The organism is Natrinema salsiterrestre (genome assembly GCF_029502005.1).
Lineage (GTDB): Archaea > Halobacteriota > Halobacteria > Halobacteriales > Natrialbaceae > Natrinema > Natrinema salsiterrestre.
The window spans coordinates 811,564-833,446 of sequence record NZ_JAMQOT010000001.1 but is presented as its reverse complement, the minus strand read 5'-3'; the positions used below and the strand labels follow the sequence as shown (position 1 = coordinate 833,446).

Below are 21,883 nucleotides of genomic sequence, written 5' to 3'. Positions count from 1 at the left end.
GGCACGAACGGCCCGACCGAGTCGCCGGATGGGGAACCTATACCGGGCGGGCGCGTATACATGTGACCATGCAGCGAAGGCGCGACCCGGTCGAACGGGCCGAGGAGCGAACCGGCGATGGGTCGACTGACCTCTACGACGTCTCGACGTGGGAACCCCGATCGATCGTGGATCTGTTCGCGTACACGATCTACAACGCCGCGAGCTACGGCTTTCGGGGGATCGTCCTGTTGATTACGATCGCGATCACGCTCTCGTTGCTGATCTCGCCCGCGACACTCGTCCGCGAGGATCCGTTCCTCGCCGTCTTCTTCGCGCTCTCGGTGGTTCCCGCGGGATTGCTCGCGGCGTACATCTGGTACGCCGATATCACGACGAGCGAGCCGCTTCGGTTGCTCGTCGCGACCTTCCTGCTGGCGATCCTGTTCGCGACGTTCGCCGCGGTCGTCAATTCCGTGACGCGGCCGATATTCGGTGCCGGATTCGTCGGGAGTCTCCTCTTTTTCTACCTCATCGTGGGCCCCGTCGAGGAGACGGTGAAGCTGCTCGCCGTCCGGGTATTCGCCTACCGGAGCACGAGCTTCAACGCCGTCATCGACGGCGCGGTCTACGGGGCCGTCGCCGGGCTCGGGTTCGCCGCCATCGAGAACGCGATCTACATCAGCCGGGTCGTCGGCGAGGCGGATCCGGAAGCGGGCGTGTTCGTCACCGCCGGCGGGATCGCGACGGTCCGAGCGCTGGCCGGACCCGGTCACGTGATCTACTCGGCGATCGCGGGCTACTACCTCGGACTCGCCAAATTCAACCGCGAGTACGCCGGCCCGATCGTCATCAAGGGGCTGCTCGTCGCTGCCTTCGTCCACGGCACCTACAACGTCACCGTCGGGATCGCCCCCGGTATCCTTACCGAGGTCCTTCCCGTCGGATACGGCATCGCGTTCGTCTGCTACGTCGTCCTCTACGACGCAGCGATCGGCTTCTATCTCTACCGCAAGATCTCCCGCTACCGCCGGCGGTATCAGACCGCCACGAGCGACGTGGACGGCGATTCCCGGCCGGAGCTGACGGAGTTCGAGCCGCCACAGCGCTGACCGTCGGTCTCGATACCGATCGTCCCCTGTTCGAAGCGACGTGGTCTCACACCCAGATCGGTCCCGACGACTCGTCCGTACCGCCGTCGTGCCACGAATAGGCCGGCGTCCAGTCGAGCAGCGCGGCGGCCTTCGCGTTCGAGAGGGCCGACTCCCTGCCCTCGAGGTCGCAGTCGGCCGGCAGCTCGCCGCAGACCGCCTCGACGAGTTCCGCCGTGGGCCGCCCGAGGTAGTTCTCGTCGGCGACCGCCAGCACCGCTTCGTGACCCTCGTGATCGCTCGCGAGCGCTGCCTCCACCGTGCGGGCCACGTCGCGGACGTCGACGTAAGAACCGAAGTTGCCGCCCGTCGCCTCCTCGGAGAGGTCCGCGCCGTCCTCGGACGGCCGCGCTCGATCCCCGTCCGGCGAGAAGATCGTCGCCGGCCGAATCGTCGTCACCGAGATCCCGTACCGGCGCGCGGTCGCCCGTGCGGTCTCCTCGCCGCAGACCTTCGAGAGCCCGTAGGGATCCTCGGGACGCCGGTCGTGAGTCTCGTCGATCGGCAGGGAGTCGGGCGTCCACTCGGTCTCGGAAAACAGCGCCCCGTACGTCGCTTGCGAGGACGTCCAGACGACGTCCGTCTCCGCTCGGCCGGCCGCGACCAGCACGTTGTACGTGCTCGTCACGTTGTTCTCGAAGAGCCGCGTCCCGGGCGTAGCGCGAGGATCGGACATCGCAGCGAGGTGGACGACCGCGTCGGGATCGACCTCGTCGATCGTCTCCCAGGTCGGCCCCTGTTCGGTCAGATCGACGGCCCGGAACTCGGCGTTCGCCCGCACGCCGTCCGGCCGCTCGAGGTCCAGCCCGACGACGTGGACGCCCCGATCCGCCAGTCGATCGACGACCCACGAGCCGACGTCGCCGGTCGCGCCCGTGACGATCGCGGTGTCTACGTCGTGGTCGAACTCGGGCGTCCGTGATTGGGACATAGCGGCGATCCAACGTCTATCCACTAAACAGTGGTTCCGAACACCGTTCGCCGAAACGCAGCCGCAAACGGGTCATCAGTCGAAGCGCGCCTCGAGCAGCCGTTCGACGTACTTGGCGAGGACGTCGACCTCGAGGTGGATCGGATCGCCGGGCTCTTTCTCCGAGAGAGTGGTCAGGTCGTAGGTCGTCGGAATGATCGCGACGGTCACCCGCCCGTGTTCGGCGTCCAGATTCGCGACCGTCAGGCTGATGCCGTCGAGCGTGATCGAACCCTTCTCAACGACGTAGCGGTCGTACCCCTCCGGCAGGTCGAATTCGAAGAACCAGTCTTCGTCCACCGATTCGACGTTCCGAACGGTCGCGACCGCGTCGACGTGGCCCTGCACGACGTGGCCGTCGAATCGGCCGTCCGCCGGCATCGCCCGCTCGAGGTTGACGGCGTCGCCCGCCGCGAGGTCGCCGAGATAGGTTCGATCGACGGTCTCCGTCGCGAGGAAGACCTCGAACCGCTCGCCCTCGACGAACGCCTCGACCGTGAGACACGCGCCGCTGACGCTGATGCTCTGGCCGTGCTCGAGTCCCGTCGCGACCTCGTCGGCGGCGATCTCCAGCCGGAGGCCGTCGTCGGTCCGCTCTCGAGCGACGATCTCGCCGGTCTCCTCGACGATTCCCGTGAACATACCTCGACATACCGGCCGACGAATAAAGGCGCTCCGAATCCGGGACGCGTTCCAGTTCCGTGACGTAGCGCCCTCGAGCCGCGGGCGATCGCTGGCAGTCGTCGTCCTTTTGACAATCCCGGTGCTACTCCACCGTATGACCGGCATCATCGATACGATCAAACTCGCGGGTACCCTGGTCTTCGCCATCCCCGCCGCGCTCGCCGGGCTCGATTTCCTGTTCGTTCGCGGAGAGACGGCGGTCGGCGCGGCGCTCATCGGGCTCGCGATCGGGCTCGTCGCGATTCAACACTTCCTGACGATGCCGACCGATGTCCCGGAACTCCTCGCCAAGCGGGTCGTCAGAACGGTCGCCGAAGAGCCCGAGTCCGAGCCGGACGACGATCGGTAGCGCCGGGAGGCATCGCTCGTCGGTCGTCGCGGTCTTTCGGGCCGAATTCTGGACCGCTCGAAACGAGCTCCCGACAACCGGTATCGTCCGCGAGCGGTCGCTACAGTCCCGAAGCGACGGCCGGCCGGACATCTCTCCCGGAACGGCGGGCCTTCCTCCTCTCGCGGCGAGTCCGGTCCGGAAAGTACGGCGAGCGACACCCGGTAGTAGCTATTTACCCGTCGAGACTGTCGGCCATCTACCGATGACCGACGGCGAGTCACTGCTCCGCTCCGCCCGGGATCGCGTCGGCCCCTCGAGCCGGCGAATCGACCGCTCGAGCGAGAACAGAGTCAAGCGGTGGGTCCTGTTCGACGGGAACCGCGAGCGGGTCGCGGCCGCGTTGCTCGCGGCCGTCTTCACCGTGTTGCTCGTCATGAGCGGGCTCTGGCCGCTCGAGTATCAGGACCTCCTCAGCGAGACGACGATGGTCCAGACGGTGTTCAACACGTTGCTTTCGGGCACGATCCTGCTCGTTTCGATCGTCGTCTCGATCGCCGCGGTCGGCATCTCGCAGGAACTCACCTCGCTGGGCGATCAGTCCGAGCGCGTCGACACGACGATCGACTTCCAGGGCCAGCTCGAGGCCCGGGACATCGTGGACGTGAGCCCGGCGCGGCCGGGCCAGTTCACCGCGGTCGTTCTCCGGTCGATCAAGGAGCGAGCGGACGAGTTACAGCGCCTCGAGGGGGCGGCGGGCCGGGAGTACCGCGAAGAGGTAGATCGGCTACAGGCCGATATCCACGCGAACACGGAGGAAGTCTTGACGACCCTCGCTCGAGTCCCGAACGGCTCGACCGACGAACTCCTCACGGGACTGAACTACGACTCGTCGTGGCAGCTCTACCAGGCGCGGCGGATCCTCGCGAAGTACGGCGAGGAGCTCACCGCCGCCGAGAAGCGAGTTATCGAGGACATCATGGACACGCTGCACACGCTCATGGTCTGTCGGGAGTACTTCAAGACGCTGTACTACAAGCTCGAGCTCTCGGACCTCTCGACGACGCTGCTGACCGTCTCGCTGCCGACGATCGTCTTCATTACCTACGTCCTGCTCGCGCTCGATTCGGGGCTGTTTCCGGACGTCACCGTCCTCGGCTACACGCCGCTAACCGTCTTCATCAGTTTCGCCTACACGATCGCGCTCGCGCCCTACGCCGTCCTCACGTCCTACGTCCTCCGGGCCGCGAACGTAACGAAACGCACGCCCGAGGAAGGGCCGTTCGTGCTGGACGCGACTCGAGAAACGGCGTACGATAGAGAGGGAAGCGACGACGGTTGAAGAGACGGATCCGTCTCGCGACCCGATCGAAACCGGTGAGGCGCGGACGACGATTCTCCGTCGGATCGCGGACCGGAAGCGTACGTTTACGGTCTCCAAGCCGTTACCGTTCGGTATATGATCGCCGACGCCGACGAAACGGGGGAGTCGCGATGACGGGGACCGATTCGGACGAATCACCGGCCGATCTCCGCGAAGAGGCCGCCGAGTACGAGGAAATCGCGGACGCGCTCGAGGACCTGCTCGCGGAACTGCGCGACGAGGAAATCAAAGACTCGCGACTCGAGGGACTGTTCGACGAGGTCAGCTCGAGCGACCCGAACATCTGGAACATCGTGAGCGCGTTCATCGACGTCGAGGACGGCGAGGCGATGATCACGGACGAGTCCAAGCTGGCGCGAGGGAGCTGGGCGCCGGAGATCGTCGAGGGCTGTGACACGATGATCACGCTCGACATCGAGTACGGAATGATGCCCGACGAGTTCACGTACACCGCCGGCAAGGAGCTGCAAAAGCGGATCGAGGAGTTCCGGGAAGAGGCTGCGGACGCGAGAGCGAGGGCGGACGAACTCGAGGACGCCGACGACGAGTGACACCGACTGCTGCGGGAGTCGCTTCGGTATCCGTTCGAACGACGACCGAACGGAGTCCAGTCACACTGTCACTCCGTCGCGACTGTCACTCGCGACCTGCGAAAGAATGACATTCGACGAGTGCCAACCGTCGAGTGACGGGAGCCGGCAACCGTCCGCGTCGCCGGGAGCGGGGGCACCCGGTACGACGCGCTTTTGCTAGTGGATGTCGTCCTGCGAGACCGGTCTCCGATCAGTCGACGACGACCCGTTCCCGCTCGAACTCTCCGTCAGTACCGTCCGCCTGCCACCGCCACGATCCCACCTCGAACGGCTCGAGCGAGACGATCACGTACGACCGATCCGGCCACGCGGCCTGCGCGGCGTCGGTCGCGCTCGGACGGGGCGGGCCACGAGGGTGGGAGTGGTAGAAACCGACGATCTCCTCGCCGCGGTCCTCGAGCCGGTCGAAGATCGCCAGCTGGTCCTCGGGATCGATTTCGTACCGCGTCCGCGGCGTTGCGGCGACGTTTTCGGCCGGATACTGCGAGCGGACGCGGCTCTCGCCGTCCGGTTCGTACTCCCCGCCGAGGACGCCACAGATCTCGTCGGGGTCGCCCTCGCGAGCGCGCTCGAGGATCGTCTCTCGAACGGCGGTCGGCAGGACGATCACGGGCTCGAGTCGACCTCGGCTCGGGACTCGGTGTCGGCGGGGTCGCGGTCCGACTCGACCCCCTCGAGCGCCTCGAACGGCACTGCGACGTCCGCGGCCGGTCCGTCGAACAGCTCCGGCCGGACGATCGGTGCGAGCGCCTCGAGCGTGTCGACGAGCCGCGGGCCGGGCCGGTTGAGGTAGTGGTCGCCGTCCATCGCCCAGACGCGGCCGTCTTGAACCGCGGTGAGGTCGTCCCACCCCTCGCGCTCGGTGAGATCCGTTCGGTTCTCCGCGATCTGCTCGAGGTCGAACCCACAGGGCGCGACGATCACGACCTCGGGATCGTACGTCCGAATATCGTCCCACTCGCGGGGGCGCGAGCGATCGCCGACGTCGGCCAGCCCGTACTCGCCGCCGGCCCAGTCGACGAGTTCGGCAGTCCAGTGACCCGCGATCATCGCGGGATCCGTCCAGTCGAAGATCGCGATGCGGGGTCGGTCCTCGGCGGGGACGTCCGCAGTTCGGTTCCGAACCGCATCGATCCGCGACTCGAGCTCCCGGCGCACCTCGCGGGCGCGTTCCTCGCGGTCGACTGCGCGGCCGATCCGCTCGAGATCGTCCAGCACGTCGCCGACGCTGTGGGGATCGGTCGGCACGATCTCGGGATCCGCCCGAATTCGGTCGACGGCGTCCTCGATGACCGCCACGTCGACCGCACAGACGTCGCACATCCCCTGCGTGACGATCACGTCCGGGTCGAGTTCCTCGAGCGTCTCGATATCCACGTCGTAGACGCCGTCCTCGGTGTCGGCGGTCTCGAGGACCTGCTGGTCGATCTCGCCGCTCGAGCCCGACGCGTCGATTCGCGAGCTGGTGACGGCGGGCACCGATGCGGCGCTCGGCGGATAATCGCACTCGTGGGAGACGCCGACCGGCTCGCAACCGAGTGCGGCGACGGTCTCGGTCGCCGAGGGAAGCGTCGTGACGATTCGCATGACTGCTCGTAGGAGGCGAGCGACCAAAAACAGCGGCCTCGATCCTTTGAAAGAGTTTCGGCTAATTAACCGTTCTATCTATCCTCACGGAGTCACAGGCCGTAAGCATCGTCGTAGCTTTTCGCGTAGCGCCGCCAGTTCTCACGAAGTTCTTCTTCGGCTTTTTGCCAATCCCATTCGACTGGCTCTTTCGGTTGGTCACGGCGGTAGAGTCGATCGAAGTGCGTGAATCCATGTGCTGTATCGACGCGCGCGATCTCGACGTTTTCTCTCGTAGAGAGACTGTAGTAGACCGTGACTGCGAACGCCTCGACGTCGTCCAGTGAGGGAGATGCGGACACACGGAGAGAAAACTCATGGCCTTGAAATGAGGCGAGCTTGTATCCGTACTCTTGCGCCGTTTCTTTAAATAAGCAAGTGCGATGTGGATACTTAATCTTAGCCCCAAAGGATATTTATCGGGGAGTAATAGGATGAGGTGAGAGCCGCAGAGAATCATACAAGGGCAAACATGTATTGAGGTTCAGTACAACGGTATCACATCCGATAGCTTCCACAATGTCTGTTCACCGTTCCACGGAAGAAAAACGCGCTCGCATGGCACGAGCGCTTGCAAAAGAGGGATTCGAGGACGTCTACATCCTCGACGCAGAGAGTGCCACTGAGGTTTTAACACCGAAGCGGCGCGAACTCCTCAGCCGTCTCATCGAGGACGACGACGTTCGGTCCGTTCGTTCACTCGCCGAGGACGTGGATCGCGACAAGGGTGCCGTAAGCCACGATCTGGAACTCCTCGCCGGACACGATCTCGTCACGTTCGAGCGCAACGGCAAACGAAAGGTTCCCAAAGCGAAACACCAGACCGTAGTTGTCGAACCCCTTCTCTGAGAGACGCAGCCTCCCTTTTCATACATCTCCGCCGTTCTCACGGAACTTCGGCTATAGTAGTCCCCGCAACTATTTACACACTGATCGCACAGCTATCGTGCGATCGGGTGTGCAATGACTTGCAATGACGACTATAACACCACAAAGGTAGGATCATCGAACGATGTTCTTCACCGTTATCGCTGTACGGACGACTCGTCCTCGAGCGCTCGCTCGAGCTCCCGCACCCCCTCCTTCCCCGTCCGATCGGGGTTCGCGAGGGCGCGCACCGGCTGCTCGCCGAGGGAGACGAAGCCGAGATCGAGGCGGTCGGCGGTCTCGCGCAGCCCCAGGCCGGCGTCGGCATCGCCCGCGATGACCTTTCGGGCGGGGCTCTCGTGGGCGCGGAGCCCGAGGTCGAAGCCGTCGATCGCGTCGACGATCTCGCGGCGGTCCGTTCCCCGTTCCTCGGCGAGGTCGGCGACCGCACCGCCGAGGCTCGAGCGCAGCCCGGAGTCGGTCGTCCGATTGACGAAGCGGAGGTCGCGATCGACCAGGTCCGCGAGCCCCTCGATCTCGTCGGGATTGCCGGCCCGGACGACGAGGCCCCACTCGCGGTCCCATTGGCCGATATTGTCCGCCTGGACGTCTCTGTCAAGCGGGCCCGCGACCACCGCCACGTCGGGGACGCCCTCGCGGAGCCGTCGCAGGCCGGGTCGGCTGCCGACCGCGAGGTAGCGCGGGTTCTCGAGGCCGTCGAGGACTCGCGAAAACGCGGGGTCGTCCTCGCCGACGCCGAACAGCGTCGGCGGCCGGACGTCGGGCGAAAACAGGGTGACCGTGACGGACTCGCCTTCCTCGAGGTAGTCCGTTTCCGGGCCGATTTCCACGACGCCGTCGGCGTCGGCGAGGCTCGTCGTCGCGCCGCTGCCCTTGTCGACGGGGTAGACGAGCGTCTCGCCGTCGCCGTCCCCTTCGGCGGATTCTCCGCCTCCGTTTCGGGCCGTCTCCGACGGCCCGCTCTCGACCAGCCCGACGGGCATGAGCCGGTGGCGACCCTGGTCGTGGCGCTCCTCTCGAGCCAGGCGTCCCGTGACGGTCGCGGCCGCGGGTTCGGGACGTCCGGCGGCCTCGCGGATCGCCGGCGCGACGAAGGTCCGGAAGACCATCATCGCGGAGACGGGGTAGCCCGGCAGGCCGACGTACGCGCTGTCGTCCAGCCGCCCGATCAGCATCGGTTTTCCCGGCTTGATGCTCACGCCGTGTAACAGTAGCTCCCCCTGCTCCTCGATGACGCGGTAGATGACGTCGACCGCGCTCGCGCTGGTCGAGCCCGAGGAGAGCACGAGGTCGCACTCCGCGGCGGCCTCGCGGAGGATTCGCTCCATCTCGTCCCGATCGTCGCCGGCGTGGGGGTAGAGGACCGCCTCGCCGCCGGCGTCCTCGACGCTCGCTGCGATCGTATAGCTGTTGACGTCGTAGATCTCCCCGCGCTCGCTGTGGAGGTCGTCGCCCGGCCGGACGAGTTCGTCCCCCGTCGAGACGATGCCGACGCGCGGTTTCGCTCGAACCGGGACCTCGTCGACCCCCAGCGCCGACAGCAGACCGATGTCGCGGGGCGTGATCGTCGTGCCGGGACCGAGCGCGCGCTCGCCGGCGGCGACGTCCGCGCCCGCGAACATGACGTTGTCGCCGGGTGCGACTGACGTCCGAATCAGGACCGCATCGCCGCCAGCGTCGGTATCGGTTCGCTCCACCGGAACCATCGCATCGGCGCCGTCGGGCATCACCGCGCCGGTCGAAATCTCCGCCGCCTCGCCCGCCTCGAGCGCGACGTCCGGCTCCGCACCGGCGTGGACCTCGCCGACGATCTCGAGGCGAGCGGGATCGGCCTCGTCCGCGCCGAACGTGTCCCGCGCCCGGAGGGCGTAGCCGTCCATACTCGCCCGGTCGAAGCCGGGGACGTCGAGCTCGGCGTCGAGTCGTGCCACGAGCACCCGACCGCGCGCGTCCTCGAGGGACACGCGCTCGATACCCCCCTCGAGCGAGAGCGAGTCGATCGCCTCGCGCGCCTCGTCGGGGGACGCGAGATCGCGAAACTCCTTGCGGTTCATAGCGGACCTTCGGACGCCGGGGCTATAGTAGTCGTTGAAACGATCACTCACCGCTCCCACTCGAGCGGCCAGCGCGAACGGTACTGGCCGCTGATTCGCGAGCGGGAGTGCGATGACGTTCGACGACTACTCGAGAAACTCGCCGCGTCGTGGCTGTGATATGTTCTCGTACGGCAACCATTAAGCACCAGCCCGAAGAGTACCGACCCATGTCACGAATTTCCGAAACGGACCGCGAGCGCATCGCCGCCCTCTTCGATCGCCACCTCGAGGTCGGGCTTCACCACGGGGCGCAGCTGGCCGTCTACGTCGACGGCGAGCCCGTGATCGACCTCGCGGGCGGCGTCGAATCGCCGGACGGCCCGGATGAGACTCGCGAGACGCGTCACATCCTCTTCTCGAGTACGAAACCCTACGCCGCGGTGACCCTGCACTCGCTCGTCGAGGAGGGGAAGCTCGACTACGACGACCGAGTGGTCGACCACTGGCCCGAGTTCGCCGACGACGGGACGGAAAAGGCCGAGATCACCGTTCGACAGGTGCTCAGCCACACCGCGGGGCTCAATCAGGGCGAGATCGACGACCGACCCGACCTCTGGGGCGACTGGGACGCCGCGGTGGAGAAACTCGAGGAGATGGAGCCCAACTACCCGCCCGGTGAGGTGCCGGCCTACCACGCCCTCACGTTCGGCTGGCTCGTCGGCGAGCTCGTCCGTCGGGTTTCGGGCACGCCGATCGAAGAAGCCGCCGAAGAGCGCGTGTTCGACCCGCTCGGGCTGGACGACACCGGGATCGGGCTCCGGGAGGACGAGGACGACGACGTGGCGACGCTGGTCGGCTTCGAAGCGTTCGACCGCTGTCGCGATCCCGGGGAGGGACTCGGCGAGAACGCCGAGGTCGCGGCCCCGTTCAACGCGGAGGAGATCCACCGCGCCGTGATCCCCGCCGCCAACGGGATCGGCACCGCCGGCGACATGGCCCGGTTCTACGCCTGCCTCGCCAACGGCGGCGAACTCGAGGGCACTCGGGTTCTCGAACCCGAGACCGTCGAGCAGCTGGCGCAAGTACAGGCCGAGACGGACGCGGACGGCACGATCGGTCGCGAGGGGCGATTCGCGCTCGGCTTCTGGAAGGGCGGCACGACGGTCGCGCCGTACGGCTCGCTCTCGCCCGATCACGTGTTCGGGCACGCCGGTCTGGGGAGTAGCGTCGGCTGGGCCGACCCCGAGGAAAATATCGGCTTCTCGTACGTGACGAACGGGGTTCGCGAGGGGTCCTACGAACACGTCGCCCGCGTGAACGGGCTGGCGGACGCGGTTCGGCAGGCGCTTCGGTAGTCCGGGTTCGATCACCGGACCGTAGTCGCGGCTCTCCATTCTGCGCGTCACGAGGTCGCGAGGAAAACACGACGCTCGTCACGGTCAGCCGTTCGGTTCCCAGTCCTCGACGTTAACCGTCTCGCCGGCCGGAATCCCCTCCCGGTCGTCGTCGACGACCACCCAGCCGTCGGCCAGCGCGACGCTCGAGAGCACGCCCGAGCCGCTCGCTCGCGTCGGAATCGCGGCGTATCCCGGTTCGCTGTGATCGTCTCCGTCCCTCTCGTCGCGCGCCTCGAGTTGTACCCGCGCGAACGTTCGCGTCCCGGGTTCGCTCGGAATCTTGCGCTCGAGTCGGGCCCGCGTGGTGGGGTGTGGATCGGGCGTGGTTCCCTCGAGCCAGCGCAGGACCGGCCGGAGGAACTGGACGGCGTTGACGATGCAGGCGACGGGATAGCCCGGTAGTGCGAGCACCGGGGTGTCCTGAACGACTCCGAGACAGACGGGATGGCCGGGCTTGAGCCCGACGCCGTGGACGACGACTTCGCCCAGCTCGTCGATCACCTCCGGCAGGAGGTCGCGTTCGCCCACCGAGGAGCCCCCTGTCGTGACGACGACGTCTTTCGTCAGGTCGCGCTGGATGGCGACCCGAAGCGACTCGGGATCGTCGGTGACGACGTCGCGGTAGGTCGCGCGAGCGCCCCAGCGCTGGGCCAGCCGCGAGACGGTGAGCCCGTTGGTCTCGACGACTTCGCCGGGGTCGGGATCCCCGTCGACGAGTTCCTCGCCCGTCGGGATCACCCCTACTTTCGGCTGTTGGGCCACCGCGACGCGCCCGTAGCCGGCCGAGCGCAGGAGTCCGAGATCCGACGGGCGAAGTCGGTGGCCCGCCTCGTAGAGGTGCTGGCCCTCCTCGATGTCCTCTCCCACCGGTGCGACGTTTTCCCCCTCCGCGACCGCGTCCTCGACCTCGAGCTCGCCGACCGAGTCGACTTCGGTGACTCGTTCGATCATGACGACCGCGTCGGCTCCCTCGGGGAGCGCGCTGCCGGTGTGGACCCGCGCGGCCGTTCCGGGATCGATGCGGTCGGCGGTGGCGTGCTCGTCCCCGTCGAAACCGCCCGCGGGTTCGGTGATCCGCAGCACTTCGGGCGATCGATCGCTGGCCCCGAACGTGTCCGCGGCCCGAACGGCGTAGCCGTCCATCGCCGCCCGCCGGTAGTGGGGCACGTCTCGAGCGGACGCGACCGGCGCTGCGAGGACGCGGCCGTCCGCGCGGTCGACGTCGACGGTTTCGGTCCCGCAGGGCACGTCCGAATCACCGTCCCCGGTCCCCTCGACAGTCTCCCTGAGAATGCGGCGCGCCTCGTCCACCGGCGTCCGTACCTTGAACCCGGCCTCCGTGCGCTCGCGGTCGGCTCCTTCCATACGAGGATGCGAGTCGCCGGACGGCAAAAACGTGGGGGAACCCGCGGTTCGACCGTCCGACTCGAGGGGGCAGCTTGCGGTGGCGCGCGCTGTCGGCGAGGCGCTTCCGATGGTCGCGCCTCGGAAGCGAACGGAGAGCGAAGCGATCCGTGAGCAGGCCGTCTGAGCGCCTCGGAAACGAGCGGTGACCGACGGGAACCGCGAGTACAGCGAAGGCGGCCGATGACACTGCGCGAGGGATGAGCGAACGGAGTGAGCGAATCGGCTGGGGAGGGCGTGGTGACCCCCTGGTGCCACGATGGCGGACCTGTCTACTTTCTTCTGGGGTGGTTTATTACTCGGTTGTCCAAAATAGATCGTTGTACTCGAGGACGGATTCGGCTCGAGAGTGATGGCAACGAAAGCGTCCAACTATCGCGGCAACACGGAATTTCCACGCCCTCCCCAGCCGATTCACTCATTCACTTCGTTCATTCGCTCATCCCTCGCGCAGCATCGTCAGGTGGCCTCGCTCGGCCACCTGACAGCGCGCGCCACTCAACAGTGGCCGGTCGGCTCGACGTGATATGGAATTCCCGCTCTGCGAGGCAGCCGGTGAGAGCCACGGATCGCTCGCAGGCCGTCGACGGATCGCCGCGACCGCGGGGTTTTTCGTATCGGCGTTCGAACCCGTATCCATGTCAGCGCTCCGCGACGCGTTGCGGGACCTCTCCGAGGACGTCTTCTTCGATCTGCTCGAGAGCGAGGACGCCTATTTGCTCGTACTCGACGTCCCCGGCGTCTCCGCCGAGTCGCTTGACCTCGCGATCGAGGACGGACGGATCTTCATCGACGCCCACCGCGAGAAAGAGCCCACCGGCGACTACCAGTACGTCGAGGAGAATCGGTCGCTGTTCCGCGACGTCGACCTCCCGCTCCCCGAGGACGCATCCGACGCGAGCGCCGAGGCGACGGTCACCCGCGGCGTCCTCGAGTTGCGGCTCCCGAAACGCGGTGCCGGCGGGGAGACGACGATCGATATCGTCGACGAGGACGGCTAACACGGGGTGACCGAGACTGGCTTCACTCCGCGCCTATAAGCGATTCGCCATCGTCGCGTGGCACTTCCTCCCGCTATTGCTCGCGTTCGCCCGTGATCGCCGCCGGTTCCTCCTATTCGGCCGTCCCCGGCGAGTCGATCCCGAGACCCACCGCCGTCGGGCCGAACTGTTGCTCGAGTCGCTGTTGACGCTCGGGCCGACGTTCATCAAACTCGGTCAGTTGCTCTCGACCCGGCCGGACGTGCTCCCGCCGGCCTACATCGAGGTCCTCTCGTCGCTGCAAGACGACGTGCCGCCGGCGGCCTGGCCCGGCGCGAAAGCAGTGCTCGAGGAGGAACTCGGACCGGTAGAGGAGCGGTTCGCGGAGTTCGACACCGAACCGATCAGCGGTGCGAGCTTGGGGCAGGTCTATCGAGCCCGCGTCGACGCCGAGACCGAGGCGACACGCGCCGATACGGGTCGGGCGGGCGGTCACGACGTCGCCGTGAAGATCCGTCGACCGGGTATCGAGGACCTCGTCCGGGCCGATCTGCGAGTCATCAAGTGGTCGCTTCCGATCCTGTTGTACTTCGTCGACGAGGCCCGCTCGTTCTCGCTCGAGAACCTGGCCGACGAGTTCTCGAAGACGATCCGCGAGGAGATGGACTACGAGCGGGAGGCGGCGATGCTCACCGAGATCAAATCGAACTTCGCGGACGACGATCGGTTTCGCATCCCCACCGTGATCGAGAGCCACTCCGGGCCGCGGGTGCTCACGATGGAGTACATCGAGGGGACGAAGATCAACGACGTCGAGGAACTCGAGCGCAAGGGGATCGATCGAACGGAGATCGCGGAGAACCTCGAGCGATCGTACCTGCAGATGATCATCGAGGACGGCGTCTTCCACGCCGATCCGCACCCGGGAAACCTCGCGGTGACCGACGACGGGAAGATCGTCTTCTACGACTTCGGGATGTCCGGACGGGTCGACTCCTTCGTGCAGGACAAGATCGTCGACTTCTACATCGCCGTCGCCAATCAGGACATCGACGGCATCCTCGACGCGCTCGTCGAGATCGGGACCCTGAGCCCCGACGCGGATCGAGGCGTGATGGCCGAGGTGATGGAGATCGCCATCCAGGACGCCCGCGGCGAGGACATCGAACAGTACCGGGTCAACCAGATCGTCGGACAGATCGAGGACTCGATCTACGAGTTCCCGCTTCGCCTCCCCAAGAACCTCGCGCTCGTCCTCCGCGTCGCCACCGTCGTCGAGGGCGTCTGCGTCACACTCGACGAGGACTTCGATTTCATCTCGACCGCGACCGGCTTCCTGACCGAGCGGGGCTATCGCGAGGAGACCGTCCGCCAGTACGTCGACGAGACGGGAAAACAACTCCGTCGGACGGGCGAGTCCCTGACTCGAATCGCGCCCAAGGCCGAACGCGCGCTCGACCGGCTCGACCGCGACGACCTCTACGTCCGCATCGGCCTCGAGGACGAGGAGAACGTCTTCGACAAACTCGCGAAGCGACTGGTCTACGGGATGTTGCTCACCATGTCCCTGTTCTCGACAGGCGTCCTGTACGCCCTTGAGGCGCCTCGGGGATCGATCGTCGCGGCGGTCATCGCGGTGATCGTGCTGATTCAGCTCTACCGATCCTTCCGCTCCCCGAAATCGATCGGTGCGAAGCCCCAGTTCACGCGACAGAACCTCCGACAGCGTCGCGGCGAGGAGTAGCGACGACCGCTCGTTGCAGCCGAAGATCGATCGAACGGAGGGATATCTCTCGGGCCGTCGATAGCGGACGGCCAACGGTAGCCTCCAAGCCTCTTTGCATCCCGGACCCGAACCGACCGGTATGGAGTACGATCGGATCGCGGAGCTGCCGGTAGCGATCGACGAGGTGTCGACCGAACGCCTCGAGCGCGAGACCTCGAGCGAGTTCACGCGCGTCACGACCGAGTTCGCGCTGTCCGGTCCCGGTCCGGACGGCGAGCGGGTCGTCGGCCGCGGCGAGGACGTCACCTACGAGGCCGCCGATCACGATGCGCTTGTCGAGTCGGGCCTTCCGGATCTCACCGGCGAGTACACGATTGACTCGTTCTCGGCCAACCTCGAGTCGGTCGATTGCTTCCCGTCGAAGCCCCCGGAGCGCGAGGTCTTTCGAAATTATCGCCGCTGGGGCCTCGAGAGCGCCGCGCTGGACCTGGCGCTCCGGCAGTCCGCCACCGATCTCGGGAGCGCACTCGGTCGATCCGCCGACCCCGTCCGGTTCGTCGCCAGCACCCGGCTCGGCGAGCCGCCGACGACCGACCGGCTCGAGTCCCTTCGCGGAACGGTCTCCGACCTCGAGTTCAAGCTCGACCCGATCCCGGCGTGGGACGACGATCTCGTCGCAGCTATCGACGATACAGTGGGGGCGGAGACGGTCCGAATCCTCGATCTGAAAGGGCAGTACGAGGGCACGGACGTCGACGTGCCGGCGGATCCGGCGCTCTACGAACGGGTCCTCGGGGCGTTTCCCGAAGCCGTCGTCGAGGATCCGGCGCTGACCGACGAGACGCGGCCGCTGTTCGACGATCCGGCCGTTCGGTCCCGCGTCTCCTGGGACGCCCCGATCCACGGGGTCGCGGACGTCGAGACGCTGCCGTGGGAGCCCGATTGGCTCAATATCAAACCCTCGCGGTTCGGCTCGCTCGAGTCCCTTCTCGAGACGCTCGCCTACTGCGACGAGCGTGACATCCGCCTGTACGGCGGCGGCCAGTTCGAACTCGGCGTCGGGCGCGGGCAGATCCAGCTGCTGGCGTCGCTGTGCTATCCCGACGGCCCGAACGACGTCGCACCGCGGGCCTACAACGATCCCGCGGTCGGGGGCGGGCTGCCGGAGAGCCCGCTCGAGCCGCCGGCCGCGCGGGACGGGTTTCGGTGGTCGTAACGGGAGTCGGGATCGCGACCGAGACCAGAATCGTTTTGTCGGATTCGTATCACGTGCTGTGTAATGGTTGCATTACTGACTGTCGCACAGACTGGAGGGTGGAGCGGGGTCGTTCCGGGACCGGACGCGCTTCTGGCCGTCGTACTCGCTTTCGGGACGCTCGCGGTCGTTCTCCGAACGGTATCCTGGGTGGCGACCACCCAGATCGATCGTCTGTTGCTCGGCTCGGCGTACGTCGTCGGCGTCGTCGGCGTCGTCGCGACCGGCGATCTCGCGCTCGCGTTCGCACCGCCGACGGCGACGCTGGCCTGGCTGTTCGTCGGGAATCGGAGCGGTATCGCGGGCGTTCGCAGCCAGTCCCCGGGCGACGGAGCCGGGAACGAATCGGGGGGAAGCGAGGGGGAGGGCGACGACACTGCCCTCGACGCGGACGACCTCAATACGGACCCGCCGGGACACGACTTCTCGGACGTCGGCGGGATGGACGACCTCACGGACACGTTACGCGATCGGGTGATCGACCCGCTGACTCGCCGTGACGTCTACGACCGCTACGGAATCGGTGCGGTCAACGGCGTCCTGTTTCACGGGCCGCCCGGCTGCGGGAAGACGTTCGTCGCGAGCGCGGTCGCGGCCGAAACCGACTACAATTACATCGAGGTCACGCCCGCCGACATCACGAGCAAGTACATCGGCGAGGCCGCCGACAACGTCGCAGAAGTGTTCGACGCCGCTCGCGAGAACGAGCCCTGTCTGGTGTTCATCGACGAGATCGACGCGATCGCCAGCGATCGATCGGGCCGAATGGCCACGAGCGAACAGCAGATGGTCAACCAGCTCCTGACCGAACTCGAGAGTCAGGACGACTCGGAGATCGTCGTCTTCGCGGCGACGAACTACCTCGACGACGTCGACGACGCCATCCTGCGGTCGGGCCGGTTCGACGAGCGGGTCGAGGTGCCGCCGCCGGACCGGCAGGCCCGCCTGGAGATCCTCCGACTCGAGCTGGCCGACGCGCCGGTCGCCGACAACGTGAGCCTCGAGGCGATCGCGGACGCGACCGCCGGCTACGCCTCGAGCGACGTGACGATGCTCGCCGACGTCGCGATCCGCCACGCCATCGCCGCCGAGACGTCGGTCAGGCAGTCGCATCTCCGGCAGGCGGTCGACGAGATCGACACCAGTATTCCGGGCTGGCTCGACCGCTACGAAGATCGGTTCGACGAGGATCTCGGCCGGTCGTCGACCGAGGACCCGGTCTCTTTCGACGACCTGCCGGGGATGGACGATCTCACGGCCGCGATCGAGCGGCGGCTCTTCGATCCGATTCACAACGCCGACGGGTACGAACGCTACGGCATCGCGCCCGTCGACGGTGCGTTACTGTACGGTCCGCCGGACGCGGGGAAGACGACGCTCGCCCGGTCCATCGCCGCGGAACTCGATCGGCCGATCGTCGAGATCAGTCCGGATCGGTTCCGCCGGGAGGGCGTCGACGACCCGGCCGACCGCGTCGCGGAGATCATCGAAGACGCGCGTTCGATCGCACCGAGCGTGCTGATTCTGGACGATCTCGACGAACTCGCACCCGCGTCGGGCGGGTCGAGAGCGATCCGACGCGTCGCCACGCGGCTGGCGACGCTCCTGCCGACGCTCGAGGACGACGTGCTCGTCATCGGGACCGCGCGGGCGGTCGAGCGGGTGAACGTCGACGTGCTCCACGCGGGGACCTTCGACGAGCGGATCGAGGTTCCGCCGCCGGACGGCAGGACCCGCGCTGCGATCCTGGCCGACGCGCTCCCGGACGGGATCGTCGCGGAAGACGTCGATCTCGATGCGGTGGCCGACGCGACGGAGGGGTTCAGCATTCGGGACGTTCGTCACCTCGCGGGCCGGGTCGGCCGCGAGGCCGTCCGTCACGAGGAACAGATCACCACCGACCGCCTCGTCGACGAGGCCGAGGCGGTCGAGGCGACCCTCGACGACTGGAACGGCTCCCGACTCGATGGACTGAGCACTGAGACCATCCCCGACGGGTCCGGTCAGCATCGATAACACGGTGACGGCATGCCTCACCGCCGTGATCCGTCCGTCCGGGACCGCTTGCGCTCGGGTGACGATCCGGCCACCGATCGACGGGTAACTACCGATCTCTCCGCGACGCCGGCCGAGCGAACCCGCAATCGGCCTGAACTCGCCGGAGCGCGCATTCCAAACGGTTTATGCACGTCGATTGATTACCCCGGGACATGGCGAAACAGCAGACCGAAGTTCGCGAGCTCCAGGAAGGAAGCTACGTAATGATCGACGACACGCCGTGTAAGATCAACTCCTACTCGACGGCGAAGCCGGGCAAACACGGCAGCGCGAAGGCCCGCGTCGAGGCCGAGGGCGTCTTCGACGGCCGGAAACGGTCCCTCTCCCAGCCGGTCGACGCGAAGATCTGGGTCCCGATCATCGAGCGCAAACAGGGCCAGGTCGTCTCCGTCGACGGCGACGACATGCAGGTCATGGACCTCGAGACCTACGAAACGATCACGATGCGCGTTCCCGAGGACAAAGACGTCTCCCCCGACGAGAACATCGAGTACCTCGAGATGGAAGACCAGCGAAAGATCGTCTGATGTTTCCCGGGGCGACCGACGGACGCGAGGGGACCGACGCGGGAGGATGCGAGCCCGACCGTGGAGGCGACACCGACACGCGAGGGCGCGAGCCCGACCGTGGAGGCGCGAACTTCGTGGTCGTCGGTGCGCCCCTGGACGCCACGACGACCTTTCAGCCGGGGACCCGATTCGGTCCCGCGCGGATCCGTTCTTTTGCCGAACCGTTCGACGATTACGACCACCGGACGGACCAGCACTTCTCGACGCTCGGCGTCGTCGATCGGGGCGACGTCCGCGCGTGGCCCGACGTCGAGGCCTACCTCGAGTACCTCACGAGCACCCTGCGGGAAGCCGTCTGGAACGATGCCGTCCCGCTCACGTTGGGGGGCGAACACACCGTCTCCCTCGCGGGCGTCCGGGCGGTCGAACCCGAGGTCTTCGTCTGTCTCGACGCCCACCTCGATCTGTACGACGCCTACGACGGCGAACGGCTGTCCCACGCCGCCGTCACTCGCCGGATCCTCGAGGACGTCGACGCCGTCGAAGAGGCGATCGTCCTCGGCGCCCGCACCGGCAGCGAAGCCGAGTGGGAGCGAGCGGCCGCCGACGACGTGACCGTCGTCCCGCCCGAGGCGGTGAGCGAGTGGACGCCCGGCGACCGACTCGCGGACCGCGATGTCTACCTGAGCGTCGACGTCGATGCCGCGGATCCCGGCTACGCGCCGGGGACCGGAACGAAGGAGCCGTTCGGCCTCGAGCCCCGGGAACTCCGCGACGTGGTCCGCGCAGTCGCACCGTACGCAGGCGGGTTCGACGTAGTCGAAGTCAACGACCGCGACGACGGGCAGGCGGCCGCGCTGGCCGGGAAACTGGTTCGCGAGTTCGTCTTTTCGAACGCCGACGGGTGACACGCTGTTTCTGGGCGAACGCTGCGGTGGCGCGCGCTGTCGGGCGACCGAACGATAGTGAGGTCGGCCGCCGAAGCCGTGCGAGGGATGAGCGAGTGACCGACGGGAACGAGCGAATCGGCTGGGGAGGGCGTGGCGATTCCCTGTTGCCACGATAGCAGAACGCGTTGTCTCCGTCTCTTTTGAGTCATATCCAGCTGTCTCATTCTCATGTGGTAATTATAATAATATGATGGTTTTACAAGCCTGCTGTCCTGGCTGTATGGAATTACCACACCCTCTCCAGCCGATTCGCTCACTTCGATCGCTTATCCTCCGGAAGACGCTGTGCGTCTTCCGAGCCGTCGCTCGTTGTACTCGTGACGACCTCGCACGGCTTCGGGCCGCGGTTCGCTACCGCGTGTCGGCTGCTCAATCAGTAGCGATACGTCGCTCCCCCGTACTGCTCAGTCCAATCGGAATGTATGACCTAATCTGTGGCTCCCTGAGGTCGCTCTTTCGAGACCAACGCTCGCATACTAGATAGATCCGTTCGATTCGAGCAATAACCCACGTTTTTTGTCCTCCAAACGAACTGCTGAATATGATCGAAGCGACGCTGTGTTTCCCGCTTCGGGGTGATGATGACCCCACGACTACCAACGAATCCGATGGCGAGGTCCTCCTCATCGAGAAACGCCGCGGACTCGGCGAGGGCTGGTACAACGGCCCCGGCGGCAAGTGCGAACCCGGCGAGACGCCGCGCGAATGCGCCGTCCGCGAAACCCGCGAGGAGGTCGGCCTCGAGGTCCGGAACCTCGAGAAAGCGGGCGAACTCACGTTCCGCCTCGACGGCGAGACGCACACGTTCTGTCACGTGTACCGGACCCGGTCGTTTACCGGCGAGCCGACGTCCTCCGAGGAAGCCCACCCCGAGTGGGTCTCGGTCGAGGACGTTCCCTACGACCAGATGTGGGAGGACGACCGGCTGTGGCTGCCGGGGGTCCTCGAGGGGAACACCGCGGTCGGCGAGTTCCGATTCGAGGGCGGGGAGCCGCTCGACGAAGCGGATTTCGTCGATCACGACCTCGAGTGGGGGGCCCCGCTCGAGACCGATCCTGACGAGAAATCCGCAACGTAAATCGCTACTCGGAACGAATAGTATCCAATTTTTCGAGAATCTTTGCGTAGAGATCCGGTGAGCAGTACCATCCCTTATCCAACATCGTTTCGAGCGTCGTTCGAGCCTCCGAAGTGGAAATGTAGCCGTCTTTGACCAGTGACAGAATTAAAAAGGCCGTTCCGCGCGTCGAAACGGCTTCCGCCTGGGCGACGGCACGGCCGTGTTGTTCGTCCATCACTGCGACCGCATCACGATCCGCAGCGAGTGCGATCACTGCCCGGTCAGCATCGCTCAGCGCCTGATTCGTCTCGAGGCGTTCGAAGAGCGGAGTCGGCTCTATTTGATCTACCTCGAATAAGCCGTCCTCGATGTGCCGTTGAATTCGCCGAGCGTCAGGATACGTTTCCTCGAGTCCGTCGGTAACAACCTCGTCGTAGACGCGTTGGGGGACGAGTCGCGGTTCTTCGAGTGCCGATAGATGTGAGAGACGTTCCGCCTTCGCGAGATAGATCAGTGGCGTTGCGTCGAACACCCACATTAGAGATCCTGGAGGTCCGATTCTAGCCCCTCATCGTCGACCCATGTAATGTCTCGCTCGCGCGCCAACTGCGAAAACTCCCAGACGGACATATCGGCGAGTTCGGCCGCCCGCGAGAACGTGATTTCTCCTGCCTCGAGCCTCTCCAGTGCTTGATCACGACGCCACGTATCGAGTCCCTCTGCAAGGAGTTTTCGAACACCGGTACTCCGGTCCAACCGTTCTGATTCGAGATAGGCCTCGAGGTCCTCCTCGAGATCGTCCGGAACGCGAGCCGAAATCGTGCCCATATGTATGCATAGTTTGCATTGTATACAAACGTTGTGGACGGTGGACAGTCTCGTGGGAGAGTGCAAGCTGGACGGAT

Annotated in this window: 22 protein-coding genes; 13 read left to right on the top strand and 9 right to left on the bottom strand. The window is 66.1% G+C overall.

Going from position 1 to position 21,883, the window contains the following annotated elements; genetic code table 11:
* Window positions 1-68: 68 nt before the first annotated feature.
* Window positions 69-1,091 (top strand): PrsW family intramembrane metalloprotease, encoded by a 1,023-nt coding sequence (locus NDI89_RS04115; protein ID WP_277520244.1) that lies wholly within the window; start codon window positions 69-71, stop codon window positions 1,089-1,091.
* A 46-nt stretch (window positions 1,092-1,137) separates the two neighbouring features.
* On the opposite strand, the gene NDI89_RS04110 is transcribed toward NDI89_RS04115, so the two are convergent.
* Together NDI89_RS04110 and NDI89_RS04105 are read right to left on the bottom strand one after the other, a co-directional pair.
* A complete protein-coding gene (locus NDI89_RS04110; protein ID WP_277520243.1) occupies window positions 1,138-2,061 on the bottom strand; it encodes an NAD-dependent epimerase/dehydratase family protein in 924 nt (307 codons plus the stop codon).
* Window positions 2,062-2,136: 75 nt separating this feature from the next.
* Complete coding sequence (locus tag NDI89_RS04105; RefSeq protein ID WP_277520242.1) at window positions 2,137-2,742, bottom strand: riboflavin synthase; 606 nt, start codon at window positions 2,740-2,742, stop codon at window positions 2,137-2,139.
* A 136-nt stretch (window positions 2,743-2,878) separates the two neighbouring features.
* Between NDI89_RS04105 and NDI89_RS04100 the strand changes: the two genes are divergently transcribed.
* The 3 genes from NDI89_RS04100 (at window position 2,879) to NDI89_RS04090 (ending at window position 5,047) form a co-directional block, all read left to right on the top strand.
* Window positions 2,879-3,133 carry a DUF7533 family protein gene (locus tag NDI89_RS04100; RefSeq protein WP_277520241.1) on the top strand — a complete coding sequence of 85 codons (255 nt, stop codon included), beginning with the start codon at window positions 2,879-2,881 and terminating at the stop codon, window positions 3,131-3,133.
* A 244-nt stretch (window positions 3,134-3,377) separates the two neighbouring features.
* Entirely contained in the window at window positions 3,378-4,454 is a 1,077-nt protein-coding gene (locus NDI89_RS04095) for a DUF7972 family membrane protein (protein WP_277520240.1), read from the top strand.
* A gap of 152 nt (window positions 4,455-4,606) precedes the next feature.
* On the top strand, window positions 4,607-5,047 hold the full coding sequence (locus tag NDI89_RS04090; RefSeq protein WP_277520239.1) for a hypothetical protein: 441 nt from the start codon (window positions 4,607-4,609) through the stop codon (window positions 5,045-5,047).
* A 232-nt stretch (window positions 5,048-5,279) separates the two neighbouring features.
* On the opposite strand, the gene NDI89_RS04085 is transcribed toward NDI89_RS04090, so the two are convergent.
* The 3 genes from NDI89_RS04085 to NDI89_RS04075 form a co-directional block, all read right to left on the bottom strand.
* Window positions 5,280-5,699 carry a desampylase gene (locus NDI89_RS04085; RefSeq protein ID WP_277520238.1) on the bottom strand — a complete coding sequence of 140 codons (420 nt, stop codon included), beginning with the start codon at window positions 5,697-5,699 and terminating at the stop codon, window positions 5,280-5,282.
* A complete protein-coding gene (locus NDI89_RS04080; protein WP_277520237.1) occupies window positions 5,696-6,676 on the bottom strand; it encodes an ABC transporter substrate-binding protein in 981 nt (326 codons plus the stop codon). Before NDI89_RS04080 ends, NDI89_RS04085 begins: the two co-directional genes overlap by 4 nt.
* A gap of 92 nt (window positions 6,677-6,768) precedes the next feature.
* Window positions 6,769-7,113 (bottom strand): DUF7718 family protein, encoded by a 345-nt coding sequence (locus tag NDI89_RS04075; RefSeq protein ID WP_425607749.1) that lies wholly within the window; start codon window positions 7,111-7,113, stop codon window positions 6,769-6,771.
* A 160-nt stretch (window positions 7,114-7,273) separates the two neighbouring features.
* Here NDI89_RS04075 and NDI89_RS04070 point away from each other — a divergent pair, with 160 nt between their 5' ends.
* Entirely contained in the window at window positions 7,274-7,564 is a 291-nt protein-coding gene (locus NDI89_RS04070; RefSeq protein ID WP_277520235.1) for an HVO_A0114 family putative DNA-binding protein, read from the top strand.
* 176 nt (window positions 7,565-7,740) lie between these two features.
* Here the strand turns inward: NDI89_RS04070 and NDI89_RS04065 are convergent, their stop codons facing one another.
* Window positions 7,741-9,657, bottom strand: a complete 1,917-nt coding sequence (locus tag NDI89_RS04065; protein WP_277520234.1) for a molybdopterin biosynthesis protein — start codon at window positions 9,655-9,657, stop codon at window positions 7,741-7,743.
* A 209-nt stretch (window positions 9,658-9,866) separates the two neighbouring features.
* Here NDI89_RS04065 and NDI89_RS04060 point away from each other — a divergent pair, with 209 nt between their 5' ends.
* Window positions 9,867-10,994 carry a serine hydrolase domain-containing protein gene (locus tag NDI89_RS04060; protein ID WP_277520233.1) on the top strand — a complete coding sequence of 376 codons (1,128 nt, stop codon included), beginning with the start codon at window positions 9,867-9,869 and terminating at the stop codon, window positions 10,992-10,994.
* Between the two features lie 84 nt (window positions 10,995-11,078).
* Here NDI89_RS04060 and NDI89_RS04055 read toward each other — a convergent pair whose 3' ends face one another.
* On the bottom strand, window positions 11,079-12,401 hold the full coding sequence (locus NDI89_RS04055; protein ID WP_277520232.1) for a molybdopterin molybdotransferase MoeA: 1,323 nt from the start codon (window positions 12,399-12,401) through the stop codon (window positions 11,079-11,081).
* Window positions 12,402-13,078: 677 nt separating this feature from the next.
* Between NDI89_RS04055 and NDI89_RS04050 the strand changes: the two genes are divergently transcribed.
* From NDI89_RS04050 to NDI89_RS04020, 7 genes are all read left to right on the top strand, one after another.
* Window positions 13,079-13,441: an Hsp20/alpha crystallin family protein gene (locus NDI89_RS04050; RefSeq protein WP_277520231.1), complete on the top strand. Its 363-nt coding sequence runs from the start codon at window positions 13,079-13,081 to the stop codon at window positions 13,439-13,441.
* A gap of 76 nt (window positions 13,442-13,517) precedes the next feature.
* A complete protein-coding gene (locus tag NDI89_RS04045) occupies window positions 13,518-15,164 on the top strand; it encodes an ABC1 kinase family protein (protein WP_277520230.1) in 1,647 nt (548 codons plus the stop codon).
* A gap of 121 nt (window positions 15,165-15,285) precedes the next feature.
* Window positions 15,286-16,362, top strand: a complete 1,077-nt coding sequence (locus tag NDI89_RS04040; RefSeq protein WP_277520229.1) for an enolase-like domain-containing protein — start codon at window positions 15,286-15,288, stop codon at window positions 16,360-16,362.
* A 63-nt stretch (window positions 16,363-16,425) separates the two neighbouring features.
* Window positions 16,426-18,417, top strand: coding sequence for an AAA family ATPase (locus NDI89_RS04035; RefSeq protein WP_277520228.1), 1,992 nt, complete (start codon window positions 16,426-16,428; stop codon window positions 18,415-18,417).
* A gap of 194 nt (window positions 18,418-18,611) precedes the next feature.
* The gene (locus tag NDI89_RS04030) at window positions 18,612-18,986 is read left to right on the top strand and encodes a translation initiation factor IF-5A (protein ID WP_277520227.1); all 375 of its coding nucleotides are present in this window, start codon (window positions 18,612-18,614) and stop codon (window positions 18,984-18,986) included.
* Window positions 18,986-19,876 (top strand): agmatinase, encoded by an 891-nt coding sequence (gene speB / locus NDI89_RS04025; RefSeq protein WP_277520226.1) that lies wholly within the window; start codon window positions 18,986-18,988, stop codon window positions 19,874-19,876. Before NDI89_RS04030 ends, speB begins: the two co-directional genes overlap by 1 nt.
* Before the next feature lie 583 nt (window positions 19,877-20,459).
* Complete coding sequence (locus NDI89_RS04020; protein ID WP_277520225.1) at window positions 20,460-20,996, top strand: 8-oxo-dGTP diphosphatase; 537 nt, start codon at window positions 20,460-20,462, stop codon at window positions 20,994-20,996.
* Between the two features lie 4 nt (window positions 20,997-21,000).
* Here NDI89_RS04020 and NDI89_RS04015 read toward each other — a convergent pair whose 3' ends face one another.
* Both NDI89_RS04015 and NDI89_RS04010 read right to left on the bottom strand, forming a co-directional pair.
* The gene (locus NDI89_RS04015) at window positions 21,001-21,516 is read right to left on the bottom strand and encodes a PIN domain-containing protein (RefSeq protein WP_277520224.1); all 516 of its coding nucleotides are present in this window, start codon (window positions 21,514-21,516) and stop codon (window positions 21,001-21,003) included.
* Window positions 21,516-21,806, bottom strand: coding sequence for a UPF0175 family protein (locus NDI89_RS04010; RefSeq protein WP_277520223.1), 291 nt, complete (start codon window positions 21,804-21,806; stop codon window positions 21,516-21,518). The genes NDI89_RS04015 and NDI89_RS04010 overlap by 1 nt, the downstream gene beginning before the upstream one ends.
* Window positions 21,807-21,883: the final 77 nt, after the last annotated feature.

Coding starts and splice junctions, on each gene's coding strand:
- NDI89_RS04060 (WP_277520233.1), top strand. CDS start 9,867: ATGTCACGAATTTCCGAAACGGACCGCGAGCGCATCGCCGCCCTCTTC.
- NDI89_RS04105 (WP_277520242.1), bottom strand. CDS start 2,742: ATGTTCACGGGAATCGTCGAGGAGACCGGCGAGATCGTCGCTCGAGAG.
- speB (WP_277520226.1), top strand. CDS start 18,986: ATGTTTCCCGGGGCGACCGACGGACGCGAGGGGACCGACGCGGGAGGA.
- NDI89_RS04015 (WP_277520224.1), bottom strand. CDS start 21,516: ATGTGGGTGTTCGACGCAACGCCACTGATCTATCTCGCGAAGGCGGAA.
- NDI89_RS04095 (WP_277520240.1), top strand. CDS start 3,378: ATGACCGACGGCGAGTCACTGCTCCGCTCCGCCCGGGATCGCGTCGGC.
- NDI89_RS04080 (WP_277520237.1), bottom strand. CDS start 6,676: ATGCGAATCGTCACGACGCTTCCCTCGGCGACCGAGACCGTCGCCGCA.
- NDI89_RS04030 (WP_277520227.1), top strand. CDS start 18,612: ATGGCGAAACAGCAGACCGAAGTTCGCGAGCTCCAGGAAGGAAGCTAC.
- NDI89_RS04020 (WP_277520225.1), top strand. CDS start 20,460: ATGATCGAAGCGACGCTGTGTTTCCCGCTTCGGGGTGATGATGACCCC.
- NDI89_RS04100 (WP_277520241.1), top strand. CDS start 2,879: ATGACCGGCATCATCGATACGATCAAACTCGCGGGTACCCTGGTCTTC.
- NDI89_RS04050 (WP_277520231.1), top strand. CDS start 13,079: ATGTCAGCGCTCCGCGACGCGTTGCGGGACCTCTCCGAGGACGTCTTC.
- NDI89_RS04070 (WP_277520235.1), top strand. CDS start 7,274: ATGGCACGAGCGCTTGCAAAAGAGGGATTCGAGGACGTCTACATCCTC.
- NDI89_RS04040 (WP_277520229.1), top strand. CDS start 15,286: ATGGAGTACGATCGGATCGCGGAGCTGCCGGTAGCGATCGACGAGGTG.
- NDI89_RS04065 (WP_277520234.1), bottom strand. CDS start 9,657: ATGAACCGCAAGGAGTTTCGCGATCTCGCGTCCCCCGACGAGGCGCGC.
- NDI89_RS04035 (WP_277520228.1), top strand. CDS start 16,426: ATGGTTGCATTACTGACTGTCGCACAGACTGGAGGGTGGAGCGGGGTC.
- NDI89_RS04055 (WP_277520232.1), bottom strand. CDS start 12,401: ATGGAAGGAGCCGACCGCGAGCGCACGGAGGCCGGGTTCAAGGTACGG.
- NDI89_RS04090 (WP_277520239.1), top strand. CDS start 4,607: ATGACGGGGACCGATTCGGACGAATCACCGGCCGATCTCCGCGAAGAG.
- NDI89_RS04110 (WP_277520243.1), bottom strand. CDS start 2,061: ATGTCCCAATCACGGACGCCCGAGTTCGACCACGACGTAGACACCGCG.
- NDI89_RS04010 (WP_277520223.1), bottom strand. CDS start 21,806: ATGGGCACGATTTCGGCTCGCGTTCCGGACGATCTCGAGGAGGACCTC.
- NDI89_RS04115 (WP_277520244.1), top strand. CDS start 69: ATGCAGCGAAGGCGCGACCCGGTCGAACGGGCCGAGGAGCGAACCGGC.